Here is a 19,156-nt window from a genome sequence, read left to right as displayed (position 1 = left end):
GGACATGAGCATGCGCCGTCCCTCATTGAGTCTGGTATTCAGCGCGATCGCGATGGCCTACCTCGCGGTCGGCGCCGCGGCCACGCTGTGGCTGTCGCAATGGATCGGCAACCGCTGGCTGGTGCTGGCGATCGTGCTCGCGGTGCTGGCGCCGTTGCTGGTCTATCACGTTCGACGCGCGTTCGCTCCGATGAATTCGCTGTTCCGCGCCCTGGCCGGCTCGGTCGCCAGCTACCGCGACGGCGATTACTCGATCAGCTTCCACTGGGAAGGCAAGGGCGACCTGGGCGAACTGGTCGCCAGCCACAACCGCCTGGGCGACACCTTGCGCGAGCAGCGCCTGAGCCTGGTCCAGCGCGAACTGCTGCTCGACACCATGGTCCAGAACACGCCGGTGGCGATGCTGCTGGTCGACCCCTTGCGCCGGATCATTCACGGCAACCTCGCCGCGCGCAAGGCGCTGGGCGAAGGCAAGCGCCTGGAAGGCCAGGATTTCTCCGAATTGCTCGCGCGCGCGCCGGTGCCGATGCAGGAAGCCTTCGATCGCGGCGGCGACGGCATGTTCACCGTCGGCGATATCGAGAACGAAGAGATCTACCACCTCTCGCGCCGGGTGTTCCGCCTCAACGGCCGCGCCCACGAACTGGTGCTGCTGCGCCAGCTGACCGCCGAACTGCGCCGCCAGGAAGTGCAGACCTGGAAGAAAGTGATCCGGGTCATCAGCCACGAACTCAACAATTCGCTGGCGCCGATCGCCTCGCTGGCGCATTCGGGCGCCGAGTTGCTGCGCCGCGGCCAGTACGATCGCCTGCCGACCGCGCTGGCCACCATCGAAGACCGCGCGCGCCATCTGGAAGGCTTCATCCGCGACTACGCGCGTTTCGCCAAGCTGCCGGCGCCGCGGCTGGAGCCTATCGAATGGTCGCGCTTCGTCGAGCAACTGCGCAGCCAGGTCGACTTCGCCTTCGACGGCATCCAGGGCGACGCGATCGCGCGGGTGGACGTGGCCCAGCTCGAGCAATGCCTGATCAACCTGCTCAAGAACGCGCACGAGTCGGGCTCGGCGCCCGAGGAAGTGCGCCTGCAGTTGCGCCGGGTGCAGGACGCGTGGCGCATCGACATCCTCGACCGCGGCACCGGCATGAACGACTCGGTGCTGTCCAACGCGCTGCTGCCGTTCTATTCGACCAAGCGCAACGGCACCGGCCTGGGCCTGGCGCTCGCGCGCGAGATCGCCGAGGCCCATGGCGGCCGCATCGCGTTGTTGAATCGCGAAGGCGGCGGCCTGTGCGTGTCGATGGTGTTGCCCGACTGAGCCGGACCGCCCGCGTCGCGTGACCGGTCACGCGCACGATCCGGATAGACGCCGCCGCGGACGGCGCGGATCATCGCGCTCAGGCATTCATCGGGAATAACTCAGGCGCTGTTCGAAGCGCGCCGCGCTCAAGCGCGACGCCGCGGGCAGCCAAACTCAAACCGCTTTGGATCTGGCCGCGGCGGCTTTGCGCTTGGCAACCTTCGCGCGCTCAACCGCCTGCGCGCCATGCGCTGTCAGGATCGCGCCGATCAAACCCGGGAAGCGCTGCTCGACATCCGCGCAGCGCGTGGTGTTGTGCATTTCCACCCCGCGCCGCTCGCTGCGGATCAGCCCGGCTTCGCGCAGCGCGCGGAAATGCAGCGACAGGGTCGACTTGGGAATGCTGCGGTCGCTGACCTGGAGAAAATTGGAACAGTTCATCGCGCAGGCCGCGCCGGCCATCTGCGCATAGATCGCCGCGCGCACGGGATCCGACAGGGCGTGAAGGATGCCCTCCACGGTGATGTCCTCGATCGCGGGATGCACCAGGGGTTTCATGCGCCCATCTTAAAGCCCCTTGACTTCAAGTTCCATAGTTCATATGTTTTGAACTATTGGAATTAACCGCCGCTTCATCCCCCAAACAGGACTACATCGATCATGAGCAACAAACTCGCAGGCAAAGTCGCGCTGGTCACCGGCGCATCCAAGGGCATCGGCGCGGGCATCGCCAAGGCGCTCGCCGCGCAGGGCGCGTCGGTCGCGGTGAACTACGCCAGCAGCAAGGCCGGCGCCGACGCCGTGGTCGCGGCGATCGAAGCGGCCGGCGGCAAGGCCATCGCGGTCCAGGGCGACGTGTCCAAGACCGCCGACGCCCAGGCCATCGTCGACGCCACGGTCAAACAGTTCGGCCGCCTCGACGTGCTGGTCAACAACTCCGGCGTGTACGCGTTCGGACCGCTGGCCGAGATCACCGAGGAGAGCTTCCACCAGCAGTTCAACGTCAACGTGCTCGGCCTGCTGCTGACCACCCAGGCCGCGTCCAAGCACCTGGGCGAAGGCGCCAGCATCATCAACATCGGTTCGGTGGTCAGCCGCATCACCCCGCCCGACAGCGCGGTCTACACCGGCACCAAGGGCGCGGTCGACGCGATCACCGGCGTGCTGTCGCGCGAACTCGGCCCGCGCAAGATCCGGGTCAATTCGCTCAACCCCGGCATGATCGAAACCGAAGGCACCCATTCGGCCGGCTTCATCGGTTCGGACTTCCAGAACTGGGCGGTCTCGCAGACGCCGCTGGGCCGCATCGGCCAGCCCGACGACATCGCCTCGATCGCGGTGTTCCTGGCCTCGGACGATTCGTACTGGCTGACCGGCGAACAGTTGCTGGCCGGCGGCGGTACGCGCTGAGTCGCAGCGAACGACGACGCATCGCCGCGAACGCGGCGGTGCTTGAGCAAGACGCAACGCCACGGCTTCGGCCGTGGCGTTGTGCGTTGCGACGAAAAAAACGCCGCGTTGCGCTGCAATGCGCAGACCGATGCAGCGATGGGTCTTCTCGCCGGCGCTTTCGTACGCCTTGTGTACGAAGTTGCCCACGCGATCACATCGAGACGCAAGCGTGACGACGATGCTTGGCGACGGTAGGGGAGCGGCCTTCGCATTCGTTTCTAGAAACGACGACCGCGAACCTCAATCGGCACGGCGCGTGCGCGTGCGTCAAATCGAATGTGTTTTCCAAACAATGGAAGAGGAGATTCGCCAATGCTTAGCAAATCTACGCTTTTTTCCGCCGGTTTAATGGCAATGCTTGCCAGTTCCGCCGCCGACGCGCGCAACGTCGTATTCCTGAATAATCCCTCGCCGCAAAACGTAAGCGATGTCGGACGCTTCATCGTCAAAGGCACCGGCAAGCCGTTCTTTTCCGATCTCGTGCTGTTCGCCGCCAACATCAACGGCAGCACCCCGAATACGCCGGTGCTGTTCTACAACTCGCAGATGAGCACGATCCTGAACAACAACCTCGCCATCGTCAGGCAGTTGCAGCAGAAGGGGATCAAGGTGCAGATCTCGTACCTGGGCAATCATCAGAACGCGGGCTGGTCGTGCAACATGAGCGCCACCGCCGCGGCCCAGCTCGGCAATGCGATGGTGGCGGAGGTGGTGCGGTACGGCCTCGACGGCATCAACGTCGACGACGAGTACTCCACCTGTTCGGGCAACGCGAGCGCGTTCTATTCGGTGCTCAGCGCGATCAGGAGCAACTCGGGTTTTTCCGGCAAGACCCTGAGCAAGGCGCTGTGGTCGGACTCGCAGTATTTTTCCGCGCCGTACAACGCGGCGACCAAGCTGACCGAAGGCTATGAGATGACCTATGGCGGCAGCGTCAGCTATCTCACCCCGTATGTCGGTTACGGCATGCTCAAGAGCAACTTGTTCCTCGGCATCTCGCCGGAATTCAGTTCGGCCACGCAAGCGCGGACGATCGCGGCGAACGTCGCCAGCGGCGGCTACCAGGGCGTGATGATCTGGGCGCCCAACGCCTTCCTCAGCAACAGCGCGGCGGCCAGTTACTACACCCAGATCATCAAGGCGCAGGCCGGCAGCACCGCGTCGGTGGAATACGTTCAGTGATGCGATCGTGGCAGCGGACGCGCACGGTGTGCGCGTAGACGTAACCGCCCCGGTTCGCAGCGATCCGATGCATTGCCCGCCGTGAGATCGGCCGGGTTTACCCGAGTTCGGGAAGCCGATCGGCTTCCCGAACTCTCCGCGGCGAGCGGCGCTCACCGCAGCGACGCACCGCGCCGCGCCGCCGATCAACCTTGCGGCGGTCTCTTCACCGGCCGCTTCCAGCCTTCCACCGTCGACTGACGCGCGCGACCGATGCTCAGCTCGCCGGCCGGCGCCGGCCGGGTGATCACCGAACCCGCGGCGATGGTCGCGTCCTTGCCGATCGTGACCGGCGCGACCAGCGAAGAGTTCGAACCGATGAACGCGCCGTCCTCGATCGTCGTGGTCGACTTGTTCACGCCGTCGTAGTTGCAGGTGATGGTGCCCGCGCCGACGTTGACGCCGGCGCCGATCACCGCGTCGCCCAGGTAGGTCAGATGATTGGCCTTGCTGCCCACGCCGATGCGGGCGTTCTTGGTCTCGACGAAATTGCCCACGTGCGCGCCGTCGGCGAGCACCGTGCCCGGGCGCAGGCGCGAGTACGGGCCGATGATCGCCGCGCCCTCGACCACCACGCCGTCGAGATCGCAATGCGCGCGCACCACCGTGCCGGCGGCGAGCTTGACGTCGCGCAGCCGGCAGAACGGACCGATCTGCACGCCGTCGCCGAGTTCGACCCGGCCTTCGAGCACCACGTCGACATCGATCTCCACGTCCTGGCCGACACTGACCGTGCCGCGCAGATCGAAACGCGAAGGATCGGCCAGGCGCGCGCCCTGCACGCAGACGGCACGCGCGGCGCGCAATTGATATGCGCGTTCGAGCTGGGCCAGTTGCCACGCGTCGTTGGCGCCTTCGACTTCGACCGGATCGGCGACATGCACCATCTCGGCCGGGCTGTACTCGGCCGCGGCCGCGGCGAACACGTCGGTCAGGTAGTACTCGCCCTGTGCGTTGTCGTTGCCGAGGCGATCGAGCCAGCGGCGCAGCGGTTCGCCGTCGGCGACCAGGATGCCGGTGTTGACGGTGCGGATCTCGCGCTGTTCTTCGTCGGCGTCCTTGTGCTCGACGATGCGGCCGACCCGGCCCTCGGGATCGCGGACGATGCGGCCGTAACCGGTCGGGTCGTCCATGTCGGCCACCAGCACCGCCAATCGGCCCGGCGCGGCCAGCAGCCGCCGCAACGTGTCCGCCGTGATCAACGGCACATCGCCGTACAGCACCAGCACGCGTGCGTCCTGTGGTACACCCGGCATCGCCTGTTGCACGGCGTGGCCGGTGCCCAGACGCTGTGCCTGCTCGGCCCAGTGCAGATCGCCCTGGCCGTCGAACGCGGCGCGGACCTGCTCGCCGCCATGACCGTAGACCACGTGGATACCGGCCGGGCCCAACGCCCGCGCGGTTTCGATCGCGTGCGCCAGCATCGGCCGGCCGGCGATCTTCTGCAGTACCTTGGCCGTCGCCGACTTCATGCGCTTGCCCTCGCCGGCGGCGAGAATCACGATGTGCAGCTGGTTCATCGACTCATGAGCCATGTATGAAATCTTCCTTACATTCGGTTGCTTGACGTGGGCCCCCCGTCGAGGACGAATCTTAGCAATTCACCGTTGAAGGACCCTGTATGCCCATCGACCGCGCTGCTCGGCGAACCGCCGCACTGGTGGCCCTGTTCTTCACCACGATCGCGATCGTGGGCCTGCGCCAGGACGCGAACTGGGACCTGCGCAACTACCACCTGTATACGCCGCTGGCGTGGATGGAGGGGCGGCTGGACAGCGATATCGCGGTGGCGCAGCTGCAGACCTGGCACAACCCGATCGTCGACATCCCGTTCGCGCTGATGGTCCGCGCCGGGGTCGGCGGGGTGCCGATCACCGCCTGGCTGGCCATTCCGAGCGTGCTGGCGCTGTTCTTCGCCTTGCGCCTGCTCGACACGCTGCTGCCGGCGCAGCGCAGCCGCGCCCGCACCTGGATCGCCGGATTCGTGGCCATCACCGGCGCGGCGGTGTACCCGAGCACCGCGGCGATCTTCAACGACCACATCGTCGGTGCCCTGATGCTCGCCGCGCTGTACTGGCTGGCCACCTCGCCGCAGCGACGCGGACCGTTCGCGACCTGGCTGCCGATCGGCCTGCTGGCCGGCGCGGCGGCCGGGTTCAAGCTCACCGCCGCCACCTACTGCCTGGGCTTCATCGCCGCGGCGCTGGTCGCCGGCCCGGCGCGGCAGCTGCCCGCGCGCATCGGCGCGCTGGCGCTCGGCGGCGGCGCCGCCGCGCTGCTGTGCTGGGGGCCGTGGGGCTGGTATCTGTGGCAGCACCATGGCAATCCGCTATTCCCTTACTTCAATCAGTGGTTCCATTCGCCCGACGCGCTGCCCGAATCCATGCGCGACCTGCGCTATCTGCCCGACGGCGCACTGCAGTACTTGAACGCGCCGTTGCGCATGCTGCGCCGCAGCCGCGATTTCTCCGAGGTGGTGCTGGCCGATCCGCGGGTCCTGCTGGGCATGATCGCGCTCGCGATCTGGGTGTGGCGGGGCCGCGCGCGCGGCGATGCGATCGCGCCGCCGGTCGCTCCCGTCGCGAGCGATACGGGCGCTGCGAACGACGAGGCTTCGATCCGCGAGGCTTCGATCCGCCTCGCCCTGCGCTGGCCGTTGCTGGCGTTCGTGCTGGTCAGCTATGTCGGCTGGTTGGCGATGTACAGCATCTACCGCTATCTGCTGCCGCTGGAACTGTTGTTCTCGATGTTGATCGTCGGCGTGGTGTCGGTCCTGTTCGCCCAGCGCCGTACCCGCACCGTCATGCTCGTCGCGATGGTGCTGGTAGTCGCGCCGACCAAGCATCCGAGCTGGGGCCGCGACCCGTTCCGTTCGCCGATGATCGAAGTGAGCTACCCGGCGCTGCCGAAGCACAGCGTGGTGCTGACCAGCACCAATCACCCGATCGGGCACGCCCTCGCGTTCCTGCCGCGCGACGTGCCGGCTATGGCGATCCACAACAACTTCATGGACCCGCAGCGCTGCACGCGACTGCAGGAGCGCGTCGAACGCACCGTCGCCACCAATCCCGGTCCGCTGTGGCTGCTGCGCCCGGTACGCGTGGACCCACCGGCCGCCGAACGCATGGCCTTGTACGGACTGACGGTCGATGGCGACTGCCGGCCGCTGCACAACACGCTGGCGAAGCTCGAACTGTGTCCGCTGGCGCGCGCGCCGTTCGCGCCGATCTGCGTCAAGGCGGCGCCATGAGTGTGGATGCGTCTTGCCAGGTTGCGCGGAACTGCGGAGCGGTCACGCGCCGATCGCAGCCATGCGCCCAGCCGGACGCATCGCTCACTCCGGCGTGTGCCGCACCACGTGGTCGGTGATCAGCCGCAGGATTTCGTTGCTGCGCCGGTTCACCGTGTCTAGGATCAGGCCGGTCGCGAGCAGGATGAAGGAGGTCAGCGCGAGCGCCGCGGCCAGCACCGCGGTCGACGGATGGGTCACCGCGCCGGTCAGGCTGAATTCGTGGACCACGAACGCGCCGAAGCCGAGGCTGGCCAAGGCGGCGATCAACGCCGCGACGCCGAAGAAGCGCAACGGGCGCAGGTCCTTGAACAAAAACCCGATCGTGCGCAACACGCGGAAGCCGTCGCGGAAGGTATTGAGCTTGGACACGCTGCCTTCCGGACGCACGCCGTAAGGCACGGTGCGTTCGCTCAGCACGAAGGCGTTGGCCATCGCGAACACGGTCATCTCGGTTTCGATCTCGAAGCCGCGCGACAGCACCGGCATCGATTTGACGAAACGGCGCGAGAACGCGCGATAGCCCGACAGCACGTCGCGCACCGGCTGGCCGAACAGGCTGCCGATGCTCCAGCGCACCAGGCGGTTGCCGAAGCCGTGGAAGCGTCGGAACGAACCCGAATCGTGCGATTCCAGGCGCGTGCCGACGACCATGTCGGCATGGCCGTTGACGATGTCCTCGAGCAGCAGCGGCGCGTGATCGGCTGGATAGGTGTCGTCGCCGTCGACCATCAGGTACACGTCGGCGTCGACCTCGCGAAACATCGTGCGCACCACGTTGCCCTTGCCCTTGGCTGGCACCCGATGCACCCGCGCGCCGGCGGCGCGCGCGATCGCGGCGGTGTCGTCGGTGCTGGCGTTGTCGAACACCCAGATCTGGGCATCCGGCAGGACACGGCGGAAGTCGGCGACCACCTTGGCCACCGTCCGGGCTTCGTTGTAACAGGGGATCAGAACCGCGCTGCGCAAACCGCCGCTCCGTCGTGCCGGTGAGTGATGGCCGCGATGGTACAGCCTGGCTTGGCTAGAATGCGCGGATGACCGCACTCCCCCCTGTCCGGCCGCATCGCCTCCGCTTCGTTCGCCCGGGAACCCGCGCGTGAGCCTGGGCCGGCAAGGCCGCAACTATCTGTTGTTCGGCGCCCTGCAGTACTTCCTGGACTGGGGCGTGATGGTCGGCCTCAGCCATCTGGGCATGCCGGTGGAAGCGGCCAATCTGACCGGCCGCATCTGCGGCGCGCTGCTCGGGTTCTGGCTCAACGGCCGTTTCACCTTCGCCAGCGACGACACCCGGGTCGGGCGCCGGCAGTTCGCGCGCTTCGTGACCATGTGGATCGGCACGACGATTCTCAGCACCTGGGCGATCAGCACGGTCGATGCCTATGCCGGTCTGCAATGGACCTGGGCGGCCAAGCCGGTGATCGAGGTGATACTCGGCGGGGCCGGGTTCGTGATGTCGCGGTATTGGGTGTATCGGCGCTGAGGTTCGGCTGCATTTGCGGCGCGATCGCGCTCCCAGTCGGATCCGCGAAATGGTCGCGCGAGCACAAGCGCTGATTCGGATAGTCAAGGCAATGCAGAGAATTCGCCCACTTTGAAAAAGGGGGCTGGCGCCTGCGTTGTCGCTTGAGTGGTTGATCACGAATGCGCCGGGGGATTTGCTTTTGCTTGCGATGAATCACCGCGGTGGGCGGCAAGAGCAAATCCCCCCTGCCCCCCTTTTTCAAAGGGGGAACAGCATGGGCGTACTGCCACCTGTCGCATTGACGCAAATCTCAAAACGAAAAACGCCGGCGCAAGGCCGGCGTTTTCGTAAGCGGCGTACAGCGACCGACTTAGTGCTTCATGTTCTTGCGCAGACGCTCCAGCGCCTGCAACTGCGCCATCGCTTCGGCCAGCTTGCTCTGGGCTTCGGCGATGTCCATCTGCGGACCGCGGTTGGCCAGCGCGCGCTCGGCCTCTTCCTTGGCGGCGCGCACGGCGGCCTCGTCGATGTCCTGGGCACGGATCGCGGTGTCGGCCAGCACGGTGACGACCTGCGGCTGCACTTCGAGAATGCCGCCGGACACGGCGAAATCCAGCTGTTCGCCGCTGGGCAGGGTCACCACGACCTTGCCCGGCTTCAGGCGCGTGATCAGCGGTGCATGGCGCGGCGCGATGCCGAGTTCGCCGATCTCGCCGGTGGCGACGAGCAGCGTCGCCTCGCCGTGGAAGATCTCTTCCTCGGCGCTGACGATGTCGCAACGGAACGTGGTGGCCATAATCTTTCTCGCTTCGCTCGATGGGATTCGTGATTCGGGATTCGGGATTGGCAAAACCCGCCGATCGCCGCGTACCGCCTTACGAATCCCTATTCCCTAATCCCGAATCCCGAGACGCCCGGTGGGCGTCTCAGCCCACGCCCATCTTCTTGGCCTTCTCGACCGCTTCCTCGATGCCGCCGACCATGTAGAACGCCTGCTCCGGCAGGTGGTCGTATTCGCCGTCGCAGATGCCCTTGAAGCCGCGGATCGTGTCCTTGAGCGACACGTACTTGCCCGGGGCGCCGGTGAACACTTCGGCGACGTGGAACGGCTGCGAGAAGAAACGCTCGATCTTGCGCGCGCGCGACACGGCCTGCTTGTCTTCTTCCGACAGCTCGTCCATGCCGAGGATCGCGATGATGTCCTTGAGCTCCTTGTACTTCTGCAAGGTGGCCTGGACGCGGCGCGCGGTGTCGTAGTGCTCGGCGCCGATCACGTTCGGGTCGAGCTGACGCGAGGTGGAGTCGAGCGGATCGACCGCCGGGTAGATACCCAAGGATGCGATGTTACGGCTCAACACGACGGTGGCGTCGAGGTGGGCGAAGGTGGTCGCGGGCGACGGGTCGGTCAAGTCGTCGGCGGGCACGTACACGGCCTGGATCGAGGTGATCGAGCCGGTCTTGGTCGAGGTGATGCGTTCCTGCAGAACGCCCATTTCCTCGGCCAGGGTCGGCTGGTAACCCACCGCCGACGGCATGCGGCCGAGCAGCGCCGACACTTCGGTGCCGGCCAGGGTGTAGCGGTAGATGTTGTCGACGAAGAACAGCACGTCGCGGCCCTTGCCGTCGGCGTCCTTTTCGTCGCGGAAGTACTCGGCCATGGTCAGGCCGGTCAGCGCGACGCGCAGACGGTTGCCCGGCGGCTCGTTCATCTGGCCGTACACCATCGCGACCTTCGAGTCCTTCAGGCTCTCGAGCTGGATGACGCCGGCTTCGGCCATCTCGTGGTAGAAGTCGTTGCCTTCGCGGGTGCGCTCGCCGACGCCGGCGAACACCGACAGACCGGCGTGCTCGGTGGCGATGTTGTTGATCAGCTCGAGCATGTTGACCGTCTTGCCCACGCCGGCGCCGCCGAACAGGCCGACCTTGCCGCCCTTGGCGAACGGGCACATCAGGTCGATGACCTTGATGCCGGTTTCCAGCAGCTCGTTGCCCGAGGACTGGTCGGCGTAATCAGGCGCGGCGCGGTGGATTTCCCAATGCTCGGTGGCTTCGACCGGACCGGCTTCGTCGATCGGCTCGCCGAGCACGTTCATGATGCGGCCCAGGGTGCCCGCGCCGACCGGCACCGACACACCCTTGCCGGTGTTGATCGCCACCAGGTTGCGCTTGAGGCCGTCGGTGGAACCGAGCGCGATCGCGCGCACGATGCCGTCGCCCAGCTGCTGCTGCACTTCGAGGGTGATGGCGGTGTTCTCGACCTTCAACGCGTCGTACACGCGCGGAACCGACTCGCGTGCGAACTCGACGTCGACGACCGCACCGATGATCTGAACGATCTTGCCCTGGCTCATGGTTGTAACTCCACTAAACTTTGTTTGATTCGTTTGTCGGGAATGGGGAGTTGGGAATGGGGAATGGGAAGTCGAAAGCCGCGGCTTTCGTGCGATTCCCTATTCTCGATTCTCGATTCCCGGCTTAAACCGCCGCGGCGCCGCCGACGATTTCGGAGATTTCCTGGGTGATCGCGGCCTGACGGGCCTTGTTGTAGACCAGGTTCAGAGTGCCGATCAGCTTGCTGGCGTTGTCGCTCGCCGACTTCATCGCGACCATGCGCGCGGCATGCTCGGACGCCACGTTCTCCAGCACCGCCTGGTACACCAGCGACTCGATGTAGCGGGTCAACACGTGGTTGAGCACGGTCTCCGCGTCGGGTTCGTAGATGTAGTCCCAATCGTGCTTGGCGACCTGGGTTTCCGGCTCCGGCAGCGGCAGCAGCTGATCGAACGCCGCGCGCTGAGTCATGGTGTTGACGAAATCGTTGTAGCAAAGGAACACGCGATCGATGTTGCCGCCGCTGTACGCGTCGAGCATCACCTTGATCACGCCGACCAGTTGCTCCAGATGCGGCTTGTCGCCCAGGTGGGTGACCGAGGCCAGCATGTTGACCTTGACCCGGCGGAAGTACACCGAGGCCTTCTGGCCGATGGTGACCACGTCGACCTCGACGCCCTGCTCCTGCCACTTGCGCATTTCGCCCAGCAGCTTGCGGAACAGGTTGTTGTTGAGGCCGCCGGCCAGACCGCGGTCGGACGACACGATCACATAGCCGACGCGCTTGGGATCCTTGCGCTCGATCATGTACGGATGCTGGTAATCGGAATTGGCCTGGGCCAGATGACCGATCACCTGCTTGATGACCCGCGCGTACGGGCGCGAGGTCTTCATCCGATCCTGCGCCTTGCGGATCTTGGAAGCCGAGACCATTTCGAGCGCGCGCGTCACCTTGCGGGTGTTCTGCACGCTCTTGATCTTGGTTTTGATTTCTCTGCCGCCGGCCATTTACTCGCTCCGCTCGTGGGATTGGGGATTCGGGATACGGGATTCGTCAGAGCGGGGATCGGGATCGGCCTGGCCGAATCCCGAATCCCGAATCTCGAATCCCGGCCTTGATCACCAGGTCCCGGTCTGCTTGAACTCTTCGATGCCCTTCTTGAAGGCGCCTTCGATGTCGTCGTTCCAATTGCCGGTGGCGTTGATCTGGTCGACCAGCTCGCCGGCGGTATTGGTGAAGTGCGCGTGCAGCGCTTCTTCGAACGCACCGATCTTGTTCACCGGCACGTCGTCCATGAAGCCCTTGTCGACCGCGTAGATCGACAGCGACTGCAGGGCGATCGACATCGGCGCGTACTGCTTCTGCTTCATAAGCTCAGTGACGCGCTGACCGCGCTCGAGCTGCTTGCGGGTGGCTTCGTCGAGGTCGGAGGCGAACTGCGCGAACGCAGCCAGCTCGCGGTACTGGGCCAGGGCGATACGGATGCCGCCGGACAGCTTCTTGACGATCTTGGTCTGGGCCGCGCCACCGACGCGCGACACCGAGATACCGGCGTTCACCGCCGGGCGGATGCCGGCGTTGAACAGGTCGGTTTCCAGGAAGATCTGGCCGTCGGTGATCGAGATCACGTTGGTCGGCACGAACGCGGACACGTCGCCGGCCTGGGTTTCGATGATCGGCAGCGCGGTCAGCGAACCGGTCTTGCCCTTCACTTCGCCGTTGGTGAACTTCTCGACGTACTCGCTCGACACGCGCGCGGCGCGCTCGAGCAGGCGGCTGTGCAGATAGAACACGTCGCCCGGGTAGGCTTCGCGACCCGGCGGGCGCTTGAGCAGCAGCGAGATCTGGCGGTAGGCCACGGCCTGCTTGGACAGATCGTCGTACACGATCAGCGCGTCTTCGCCGCGGTCGAGGAAGTACTCGCCCATGGTGCAGCCCGAGTAGGCGCTGATGTACTGCATCGCGGCCGATTCCGACGCGGTCGCGGCGACCACGATGGTGTGGGCGAGCGCGCCGTTTTCTTCCAGCTTGCGCACGACGTTGGCGACCGAGCTGGCCTTCTGGCCGATCGCGACGTACACGCACTTAATGCCGGTACCCTTCTGGTTGATGATCGCGTCGATCGCCAGCGCGGTCTTGCCGGTCTGACGGTCGCCGATGATCAGCTCGCGCTGGCCGCGGCCGATCGGGATCATCGCGTCGACGGTCTTGTAACCGGTCTGCACCGGCTGGTCGACCGACTTGCGCCAGATCACGCCCGGGGCGACGCGCTCCACCGGAGCGGTCATCGCCGCGCCGATCGGACCCTTGCCATCGATCGGCTCGCCGAGCGCGTTGACCACGCGGCCGAGCAGTTCGCGACCGACCGGCACTTCCAGGATGCGTGCGGTGGTCTTGGCGACGTCGCCTTCGCGCAGATGCTCGTAATCGCCCAGGACCACGGCGCCGACCGAGTCGCGCTCCAGGTTCAGCGCGAGCGCGAAGGTGTTGTTCGGCAGTTCGATCATTTCGCCCTGCATCACGTCAGCCAGGCCGTGGATGCGCACGATGCCGTCGGACACCGAGGTAACGGTGCCTTCGTTGCGCGCTTCGGCGGCCAGCTTGACCTTCTCGATGCGGGTCTTGATCAGTTCACTGATTTCGGACGGGTTGAGCTGGGTGCTTGCCATTGTCGTTTCCTTGGTCCTGCATCGCGATGGGGCGACGCGCGGGTGCTTTCTTTTGGTCGGGATTGGGGATTAGTGATTCGGGATTCGCTGAAGCTTTGCGAATCCCCAATCTCCAATCCCGAATCCCAGCTGTTAACCGGCCAATGCCGTCTGCAGGCGCGCGAGCTTGCCCTTGAGCGAGCCGTCGATCACCACGTCGCCCGCGTCGATCACCGCGCCGCCGATCAGCGATGCGTCGACCGCCGTTTCGATGTCGACCTGGCGGCCGAAGCGCTTGGTCAGCGCGGCCTTGATCGCATCGAGTTCGGCCGCCGGCAGATCGTTGGCCGAGGTGACCTTGGCCTTGACCACGCGGTCGGCCTCGGCCCGCAGCTCTTCGAACAATCCGGAGATTTCCGGCAGCAGCGCGAGGCGGCGGTTGTCGGCCAGCAGCGCGAGGAAGCGCTGCACCGACTCGTCCGCGCCGTCGATCGCGATCAGGGCGATCGCGTCGGCGGCGCTCAGCTGCGGATGACCGAGCAGCGCGGACACCTGCGGATCGGCGGCGACGCGCGCCGAGAAGGCGAGCGCGTCGGACCATTGCGCGGAACGGCCGGCATCGCGCGCCAGCGAAAACGCGGCGCGTGCATACGGTCGGGCGAGGGTGAGGTTCTGGCTCATCGCGTTGGGCTATCCGATCAGATTTCTGCGGCAAGCTCGTCGAGCAGCGCCTTGTGGGCGTTGGCGTCGATTTCGCGCTTGAGCAGTTTTTCGGCGCCGCTCACGGCCAGCGCGGACACCTGCTTGCGCAGTTCCTCGCGAGCGCGGTCGGCGGCGGCGGCGATCTCGGCATCGGCCAGCGCTTTCAGACGCGTGCCTTCGACCATCGCATCGGTCTTGGCCTGATCGACGATCTGGTTGGCGCGCTGATGGGCCTGGTCGATGACCTCATTGGCCTTGGTACGGGCTTCGCGCACGACCTCGTCCGCCTGCGCTTGCGCCTGCTGGATGAGAACTTCGGCGCCTTCGGCGTTCGCCAGACCTTCGGCGATCTTCTTCTGGCGCGCTTCGATCGCTGCGTTCAGCGGCGGCCAAATGAACTTCATCGTGAACCATACGAGGATCGCGAAGGAGAGCATCTGACCGAAGAAAGTCATGTTGGGATTCATGACGGGTCCTCGACGTTACTTACGTTGGACCAACCGAAGCCGGTCCGGGTTGCCCGCTTCGCGCCTTGCGAAGGCGCGAAGCGACCACGATCAAGCGCTGCTTACTGCTGCAGGACGCTGATCAGCGGGTTGGCGAACGCGAAGAACAGAGCAACGGCGAGGCCGATGATGAACGCGGCGTCGATCAGGCCGGCGAGCAGGAACATACGGCCCTGCAGCATCGGCACCAGCTCCGGCTGACGCGCGGCGGATTCGAGGAACTTCGAGCCCATGAGCGCGATGCCCAGGCAGGCGCCCAGCGCGCCGAGACCGATGATGATGCCGATCGCGATCGCGGTCAGACCCTGAACGTTGGCGATGTACTCCATGGTGCTTCTCCTGGTAGAGGTAGTGCTAAGCGGTGAAGGGAAAACGAATTAGAAATCTGGATGCAGCGGGTGACGCGGCTTGAATCAATGGCTTTCGCGGGCGCCTGCGATGTAGACGACCGTGAGGATCATGAAGATGAAGGCCTGCAACAGGATGATCAGGATGTGGAAGATCGCCCAGGCGGCGTTGGCGAGAACGCCAGGCACGAAGGTGTAGATGCTCCCCATCAGACCGGCGATGAGCATGAACACCAGCTCGCCGCCGTACATGTTGCCGAACAGTCGCATCGCGAGCGAAACCGGCTTGACCAGCCACTCGATGATGTTCATGACCAGGTTGACCGGCACCAGCACGATCTTCATCACGCCATGCGCGTGGAACGGCGCGGTGACCAGTTCCTTGCCGAAACCGCCGGCGCCCTTGGCCGAAATCGCGTGGCCGATCAGGATGAAGAACACCGAGGCCGAGATCGCGAAGGTGGTGTTGAGATCGGCGGTCGGAACCGCGCGGAAATACGTGTGGTGCGCCGCTTCCGGACCGGCGGTGACGTGCACCAGCCAACCGAACAGGTCGAGCGGCAGCAGGTCCATCGTGTTCATGAACACGACCCACATGAAGATGGTCAATGCCAGCGGAGTCACCGAACGGCGATCGCCGTGGAAGGTGTCTTTGACTTGGCCGTCGATGAACTCGAGGATGATCTCGACGAACGCCTGGCCCTTGCTGGGAACGCCCGCCGTCGCTTTACGCGCGGCCAGGCCGAACCACAGGATGAACAGCAAACCGAGCACCAGGGCGACGATCCACGAGTCGAAGTTGAACTTCGACAACGCGTCGCTGCCAAAGACCTCACTGGTGTTGTGGGTCAAATGGTGCTTGATGTATTCGTTCAGGCCGCCCGAACCGGTCTGTTCACTCACGAAAGACACCTTCATCGTTGTTTCAAAAGATTAGCCAGTACGAAAGCCAGCGTCGCCGCGAGCAATCCCACCAGCATGGGGAGTGGAGGCAGACGCCACCAGGCCAGTCCCAGCCCGAATACCGTCAATACCGCCACCCACTTGAATATGACGCCGGCCAACAACCGTCCTACAGCCATCCCGGCCGGTTGCACGCCCCCCCCGAGTGCCATCCTGGCCGCCACGAGGCTGCCAGCTACCGCCGCGCCGCCGCCGACCGCAGCCGCAAGCGCGAAAGACGCGCCCTTGGAGTAGAAGGCCAGCGCGACCAGCGCCGTCGCGCCGGCTTGCCAGGCAATCGCGCGCGACGCCAGCCGGCGGCCTGCGGACAATGGATCGTGCACGCGGGTCTCGTCGGTCTGGGGTTGGCGCAAAGCGCCCGGTAGAGCCGCAAAAGTATAGAGTGCGGGCGACTTTGCGGCAACCGGCGGCAGTCACGGACCTGCCATGGGGCGATCGGGAGCGAGCAGCCGGGGCGGCGAAAGGCGACTTCATGGCCGCAACTATGCGGCGCGGCGCGCTTGCGCTGAATTACCTGCCACGTAACGCACGCCGCATCGACACGGCCATCGATAGTTGCGAGCTATCGGAACCGTCGGATCATTCGATTTGATTCCCCATGTGCGAAGCGTATTGTTGAGAACAATTCTCATCCAGGTCGCCGCCATGAGCAAGACCCTCAGTTTCGCCTGCGTGCATTTCTCGGTCGCTTTCCTGGTCGGTTACCTGATGACCGGCAGTGTCTGGGTCGGCGGCGCGCTGGCCCTGGTCGAGCCCGCCTGCAACACCGTGGCCTTCCATCTGCACGAGAAATTCTGGAAGCGCATCGAGACCCGCCGCGCCGCCCAGGCCGTCGCCGGCGCGGCTTTGACGACGTGATCGAAAATCTTTGACGCACGGCGGAACCTTTCGCGAAAGCACCGGTCAGTATCTGGGAACGCCCGCCGCCACTCTCTCCTCGTCAATGGCAAAGCTGCGGTGGGCACCCGAAGCCCCGGCATGACCCGCCGGGGCTTCGCCTTTTCGTGATGCGCATCACTTAATTCCCGCTTTGCGCTTTGCCGAATCGGTCGCTCGCGATTTTTTCACAATTACTCCACCGCAAAGACGGCATTCATGTACGCACCAGTACACGAATGTGCTGCATTCCCCCGCCTTTCCTTTACGGAGTACACCTGTGATTTCCAGACTGCTTCCTTTAACGCTAGCGCTGGCCGCCGCGAGCGCCGCCTATGCCCTGCCCGCGCACGCAGAAGACGATCGATTCACGGTACGACTGGGCGCCATGTCGGTCGACACCAGCGGCGAACTGACCGCCGGCACCACCTTCCAGGGCCGTCCCTACGAGTTCAGCCAGGACTTCGATTTCGGCAGCAAGGAAACCGTGCCGCGCATCGAGGGCCAGTTCCACTTCGGCGAACGCCATCGCCTGCTGTTCAACTATTTCGGCTACGACAAGAGCAAGACCGCCACGCTGGGCGAGGACATCTCGTTCGACGACACCACGATTCCGGCCGGCAGCTTCGCCCGCGCCAAGGCCAAATTCGAACTGGCCAGCGTGATGTACGACTACGCCGTGGTCGAGACCGACACGGTCAGCTGGGGTCTGCAGATCGGTGTTGAGTACGCCAAGATCGAAGGCAAGCTGCGCGCCCAGGCCGGCACCCTCAATTACAGCGACAAGCAGAGCGAAGACGGCTTCGCGCCGGTGGTCGGCACGCGCCTGCAGTTCTCGCCGGGCGAGAAGTGGCGCTTCATCGTGCAGGGCCAGTACCTGGACGCGGACTGGGGCGACTTCGGCGATTACGAAGGCGACATCAGCCGCGCCAATGCCCTGGTCGAATACCGCTTCACTCCGGCGGTCGGCGCGTTCGTCGGCTACGACTGGTTCAAGATCGACGCCAAGCGCAACGGCGGCGATGCATCGGTCGGGTTGGACCAGCGCTTCAAGGGGCCGATGGCGGGCGTGACGTTCTCGTTCTAAGGTAGCGGAGCCTTCGGCTCTGATGCCCCGTGCTCCGATCGGACGATAGCGTCCGATCGGGGCCACGCGTGTGGGCCCAAAGACCGTCTCCCGATGATGCCGTCCGCTGCCGGTTACAGATCCGGCACGTGTGTGCGCAACGTGCTCAAGCGCTCGCGCAAGCAAATTTCCAACCCCAGCGGCATTCGCTCGAATTCACTGCGATAGGCCTCGGCGGCCTGCATGCTGTCGATGGGCTTCAACGCGATCTTGCCGTCGACGAGATCGAACTGCGTGCCATAGCGCTGTGGCCGGCCTTCAATCAGCAGCAGATCGTCGACCTTCTCCATCGCATCGCGAATCAGATGCCCATCGGCGCCGGGAACGCGTCGTTGCGTCTCCAGGAACGACTCGGCCCATCGTAGTTGCTGCGCGCGATCGTCGCGGTCGCGGTAGATCGCGAGCCACAACGCTTCCACGCCATCCACGCCAATCTCATCGACGCCGGGCATCGGTCGACGCTGCAGAATCTCGCGCAGGTGCTGCACGGCCGCGCGCGCCTGCGCCGGCGTCACCCGCGGCTCGGGCGGGCGCGAAGCCTGCTGCCGGGCCGGCTTTGCGCCGGCGGCGACATCGGCCGCATCGGCCGCGGCATCGGCTGCGGTTGCGGCCGCATCTGCTGCCGCTTCAGCAGCCGCTTCAGCAGCGACTTTAGGAGCCGCGACCACGGCGCCGCGGGGTTGGTAGTCGTAGCCGCCGTGCAACGCGATCAACCTCAGGCGCCGCACGTTGTCGCGCAAGGCCGGATCGCGCGGCGGCGCCGTCGGCTGGCGCAGGCGCGCTCGCTGCATGCGCGCGCCGCCGCTGTCCTTCCAGGCCTGCCCCCGAGGGCAGGCGCGGTAGTCTTCGTCCTTGGGCAGCACCGGCGGCCTCACCGACAGGGCCAGCGCCTGCGTCGCATGACAGCCGACGATCAAGGCCAGCGCCAGCGC

20 protein-coding genes are annotated in these 19,156 nt (G+C 65.4%); 7 read left to right on the top strand and 13 right to left on the bottom strand.

From position 1 onward, the window contains the following. Positions 1-10: 10 nt before the first annotated feature. Positions 11-1,315, top strand: coding sequence for a sensor histidine kinase (locus AC3A4T_RS04625; RefSeq protein WP_487674312.1), 1,305 nt, complete (start codon positions 11-13; stop codon positions 1,313-1,315). 156 nt (positions 1,316-1,471) lie between these two features. On the opposite strand, the gene AC3A4T_RS04620 is transcribed toward AC3A4T_RS04625, so the two are convergent. Further along, positions 1,472-1,843, bottom strand: coding sequence for an ArsR/SmtB family transcription factor (locus AC3A4T_RS04620; protein ID WP_487674311.1), 372 nt, complete (start codon positions 1,841-1,843; stop codon positions 1,472-1,474). A 114-nt stretch (positions 1,844-1,957) separates the two neighbouring features. Here AC3A4T_RS04620 and AC3A4T_RS04615 point away from each other — a divergent pair, with 114 nt between their 5' ends. Continuing rightward, positions 1,958-2,707 (top strand): glucose 1-dehydrogenase, encoded by a 750-nt coding sequence (locus AC3A4T_RS04615; protein WP_487674310.1) that lies wholly within the window; start codon positions 1,958-1,960, stop codon positions 2,705-2,707. A gap of 396 nt (positions 2,708-3,103) precedes the next feature. Next, the gene (locus AC3A4T_RS04610) at positions 3,104-3,931 is read left to right on the top strand and encodes a glycoside hydrolase family 18 protein (protein ID WP_487674309.1); all 828 of its coding nucleotides are present in this window, start codon (positions 3,104-3,106) and stop codon (positions 3,929-3,931) included. Between the two features lie 185 nt (positions 3,932-4,116). Here the strand turns inward: AC3A4T_RS04610 and glmU are convergent, their stop codons facing one another. Further along, positions 4,117-5,490 (bottom strand): bifunctional UDP-N-acetylglucosamine diphosphorylase/glucosamine-1-phosphate N-acetyltransferase GlmU, encoded by a 1,374-nt coding sequence (glmU, locus tag AC3A4T_RS04605; RefSeq protein ID WP_487674308.1) that lies wholly within the window; start codon positions 5,488-5,490, stop codon positions 4,117-4,119. 101 nt (positions 5,491-5,591) lie between these two features. On the opposite strand from glmU, the gene AC3A4T_RS04600 reads away from it, so the two are divergent. After that, the gene (locus AC3A4T_RS04600) at positions 5,592-7,220 is read left to right on the top strand and encodes a hypothetical protein (RefSeq protein WP_487674307.1); all 1,629 of its coding nucleotides are present in this window, start codon (positions 5,592-5,594) and stop codon (positions 7,218-7,220) included. Positions 7,221-7,304: 84 nt separating this feature from the next. On the opposite strand, the gene AC3A4T_RS04595 is transcribed toward AC3A4T_RS04600, so the two are convergent. Beyond that, on the bottom strand, positions 7,305-8,228 hold the full coding sequence (locus AC3A4T_RS04595; protein WP_487674306.1) for a glycosyltransferase: 924 nt from the start codon (positions 8,226-8,228) through the stop codon (positions 7,305-7,307). A gap of 130 nt (positions 8,229-8,358) precedes the next feature. Between AC3A4T_RS04595 and AC3A4T_RS04590 the strand changes: the two genes are divergently transcribed. Continuing rightward, positions 8,359-8,742: a GtrA family protein gene (locus AC3A4T_RS04590; RefSeq protein ID WP_487674305.1), complete on the top strand. Its 384-nt coding sequence runs from the start codon at positions 8,359-8,361 to the stop codon at positions 8,740-8,742. Between the two features lie 352 nt (positions 8,743-9,094). On the opposite strand, the gene AC3A4T_RS04585 is transcribed toward AC3A4T_RS04590, so the two are convergent. From AC3A4T_RS04585 to AC3A4T_RS04545, 9 genes are all read right to left on the bottom strand, one after another. Then, entirely contained in the window at positions 9,095-9,520 is a 426-nt protein-coding gene (locus AC3A4T_RS04585) for a F0F1 ATP synthase subunit epsilon (protein ID WP_487674304.1), read from the bottom strand. 130 nt (positions 9,521-9,650) lie between these two features. Beyond that, a complete protein-coding gene (gene atpD / locus AC3A4T_RS04580; protein WP_046660007.1) occupies positions 9,651-11,075 on the bottom strand; it encodes a F0F1 ATP synthase subunit beta in 1,425 nt (474 codons plus the stop codon). Between the two features lie 124 nt (positions 11,076-11,199). Beyond that, positions 11,200-12,063, bottom strand: coding sequence for a F0F1 ATP synthase subunit gamma (gene atpG / locus AC3A4T_RS04575; protein ID WP_487674303.1), 864 nt, complete (start codon positions 12,061-12,063; stop codon positions 11,200-11,202). Positions 12,064-12,174: 111 nt separating this feature from the next. Continuing rightward, positions 12,175-13,725, bottom strand: a complete 1,551-nt coding sequence (gene atpA / locus AC3A4T_RS04570; RefSeq protein ID WP_487674302.1) for a F0F1 ATP synthase subunit alpha — start codon at positions 13,723-13,725, stop codon at positions 12,175-12,177. 132 nt (positions 13,726-13,857) lie between these two features. Further along, on the bottom strand, positions 13,858-14,385 hold the full coding sequence (locus AC3A4T_RS04565) for a F0F1 ATP synthase subunit delta (protein WP_036108953.1): 528 nt from the start codon (positions 14,383-14,385) through the stop codon (positions 13,858-13,860). Positions 14,386-14,402: 17 nt separating this feature from the next. Continuing rightward, a complete protein-coding gene (locus AC3A4T_RS04560; protein WP_056115963.1) occupies positions 14,403-14,873 on the bottom strand; it encodes a F0F1 ATP synthase subunit B in 471 nt (156 codons plus the stop codon). Between the two features lie 101 nt (positions 14,874-14,974). Then, positions 14,975-15,241 (bottom strand): F0F1 ATP synthase subunit C, encoded by a 267-nt coding sequence (gene atpE, locus AC3A4T_RS04555; protein WP_487674301.1) that lies wholly within the window; start codon positions 15,239-15,241, stop codon positions 14,975-14,977. Between the two features lie 84 nt (positions 15,242-15,325). Beyond that, positions 15,326-16,177 carry a F0F1 ATP synthase subunit A gene (atpB, locus tag AC3A4T_RS04550; protein WP_036108963.1) on the bottom strand — a complete coding sequence of 284 codons (852 nt, stop codon included), beginning with the start codon at positions 16,175-16,177 and terminating at the stop codon, positions 15,326-15,328. Continuing rightward, entirely contained in the window at positions 16,174-16,545 is a 372-nt protein-coding gene (locus AC3A4T_RS04545) for a hypothetical protein (protein ID WP_036109156.1), read from the bottom strand. The genes atpB and AC3A4T_RS04545 overlap by 4 nt, the downstream gene beginning before the upstream one ends. 322 nt (positions 16,546-16,867) lie before the next feature. Here AC3A4T_RS04545 and AC3A4T_RS04540 point away from each other — a divergent pair, with 322 nt between their 5' ends. After that, positions 16,868-17,080 carry a DUF2061 domain-containing protein gene (locus AC3A4T_RS04540; protein ID WP_487674300.1) on the top strand — a complete coding sequence of 71 codons (213 nt, stop codon included), beginning with the start codon at positions 16,868-16,870 and terminating at the stop codon, positions 17,078-17,080. Between the two features lie 301 nt (positions 17,081-17,381). Further along, the gene (locus AC3A4T_RS04535; RefSeq protein WP_487674456.1) at positions 17,382-18,185 is read left to right on the top strand and encodes a hypothetical protein; all 804 of its coding nucleotides are present in this window, start codon (positions 17,382-17,384) and stop codon (positions 18,183-18,185) included. Positions 18,186-18,298: 113 nt separating this feature from the next. Here AC3A4T_RS04535 and AC3A4T_RS04530 read toward each other — a convergent pair whose 3' ends face one another. Then, positions 18,299-19,141: a hypothetical protein gene (locus AC3A4T_RS04530; protein WP_487674299.1), complete on the bottom strand. Its 843-nt coding sequence runs from the start codon at positions 19,139-19,141 to the stop codon at positions 18,299-18,301. Positions 19,142-19,156 lie beyond the last annotated feature (15 nt).

The organism is Lysobacter sp. Soil_N_51 (assembly GCF_057655755.1).
This window is presented reverse-complemented; position numbering and strand designations above follow the sequence as displayed.

What these genes read in the sequence shown, in the direction of transcription:
- AC3A4T_RS04615 (WP_487674310.1), top strand. Translation starts at nt 1,958, where the DNA reads ATGAGCAACAAACTCGCAGGCAAAGTCGCGCTGGTCACCGGCGCATCC.
- AC3A4T_RS04600 (WP_487674307.1), top strand. Translation starts at nt 5,592, where the DNA reads ATGCCCATCGACCGCGCTGCTCGGCGAACCGCCGCACTGGTGGCCCTG.
- atpD (WP_046660007.1), bottom strand. Translation starts at nt 11,075, where the DNA reads ATGAGCCAGGGCAAGATCGTTCAGATCATCGGTGCGGTCGTCGACGTC.
- AC3A4T_RS04565 (WP_036108953.1), bottom strand. Translation starts at nt 14,385, where the DNA reads ATGAGCCAGAACCTCACCCTCGCCCGACCGTATGCACGCGCCGCGTTT.
- atpE (WP_487674301.1), bottom strand. Translation starts at nt 15,241, where the DNA reads ATGGAGTACATCGCCAACGTTCAGGGTCTGACCGCGATCGCGATCGGC.
- AC3A4T_RS04585 (WP_487674304.1), bottom strand. Translation starts at nt 9,520, where the DNA reads ATGGCCACCACGTTCCGTTGCGACATCGTCAGCGCCGAGGAAGAGATC.
- atpB (WP_036108963.1), bottom strand. Translation starts at nt 16,177, where the DNA reads ATGAAGGTGTCTTTCGTGAGTGAACAGACCGGTTCGGGCGGCCTGAAC.
- AC3A4T_RS04540 (WP_487674300.1), top strand. Translation starts at nt 16,868, where the DNA reads ATGAGCAAGACCCTCAGTTTCGCCTGCGTGCATTTCTCGGTCGCTTTC.
- AC3A4T_RS04610 (WP_487674309.1), top strand. Translation starts at nt 3,104, where the DNA reads ATGCTTGCCAGTTCCGCCGCCGACGCGCGCAACGTCGTATTCCTGAAT.
- AC3A4T_RS04560 (WP_056115963.1), bottom strand. Translation starts at nt 14,873, where the DNA reads ATGAATCCCAACATGACTTTCTTCGGTCAGATGCTCTCCTTCGCGATC.
- atpA (WP_487674302.1), bottom strand. Translation starts at nt 13,725, where the DNA reads ATGGCAAGCACCCAGCTCAACCCGTCCGAAATCAGTGAACTGATCAAG.
- AC3A4T_RS04625 (WP_487674312.1), top strand. Translation starts at nt 11, where the DNA reads ATGCGCCGTCCCTCATTGAGTCTGGTATTCAGCGCGATCGCGATGGCC.
- glmU (WP_487674308.1), bottom strand. Translation starts at nt 5,490, where the DNA reads ATGAACCAGCTGCACATCGTGATTCTCGCCGCCGGCGAGGGCAAGCGC.
- atpG (WP_487674303.1), bottom strand. Translation starts at nt 12,063, where the DNA reads ATGGCCGGCGGCAGAGAAATCAAAACCAAGATCAAGAGCGTGCAGAAC.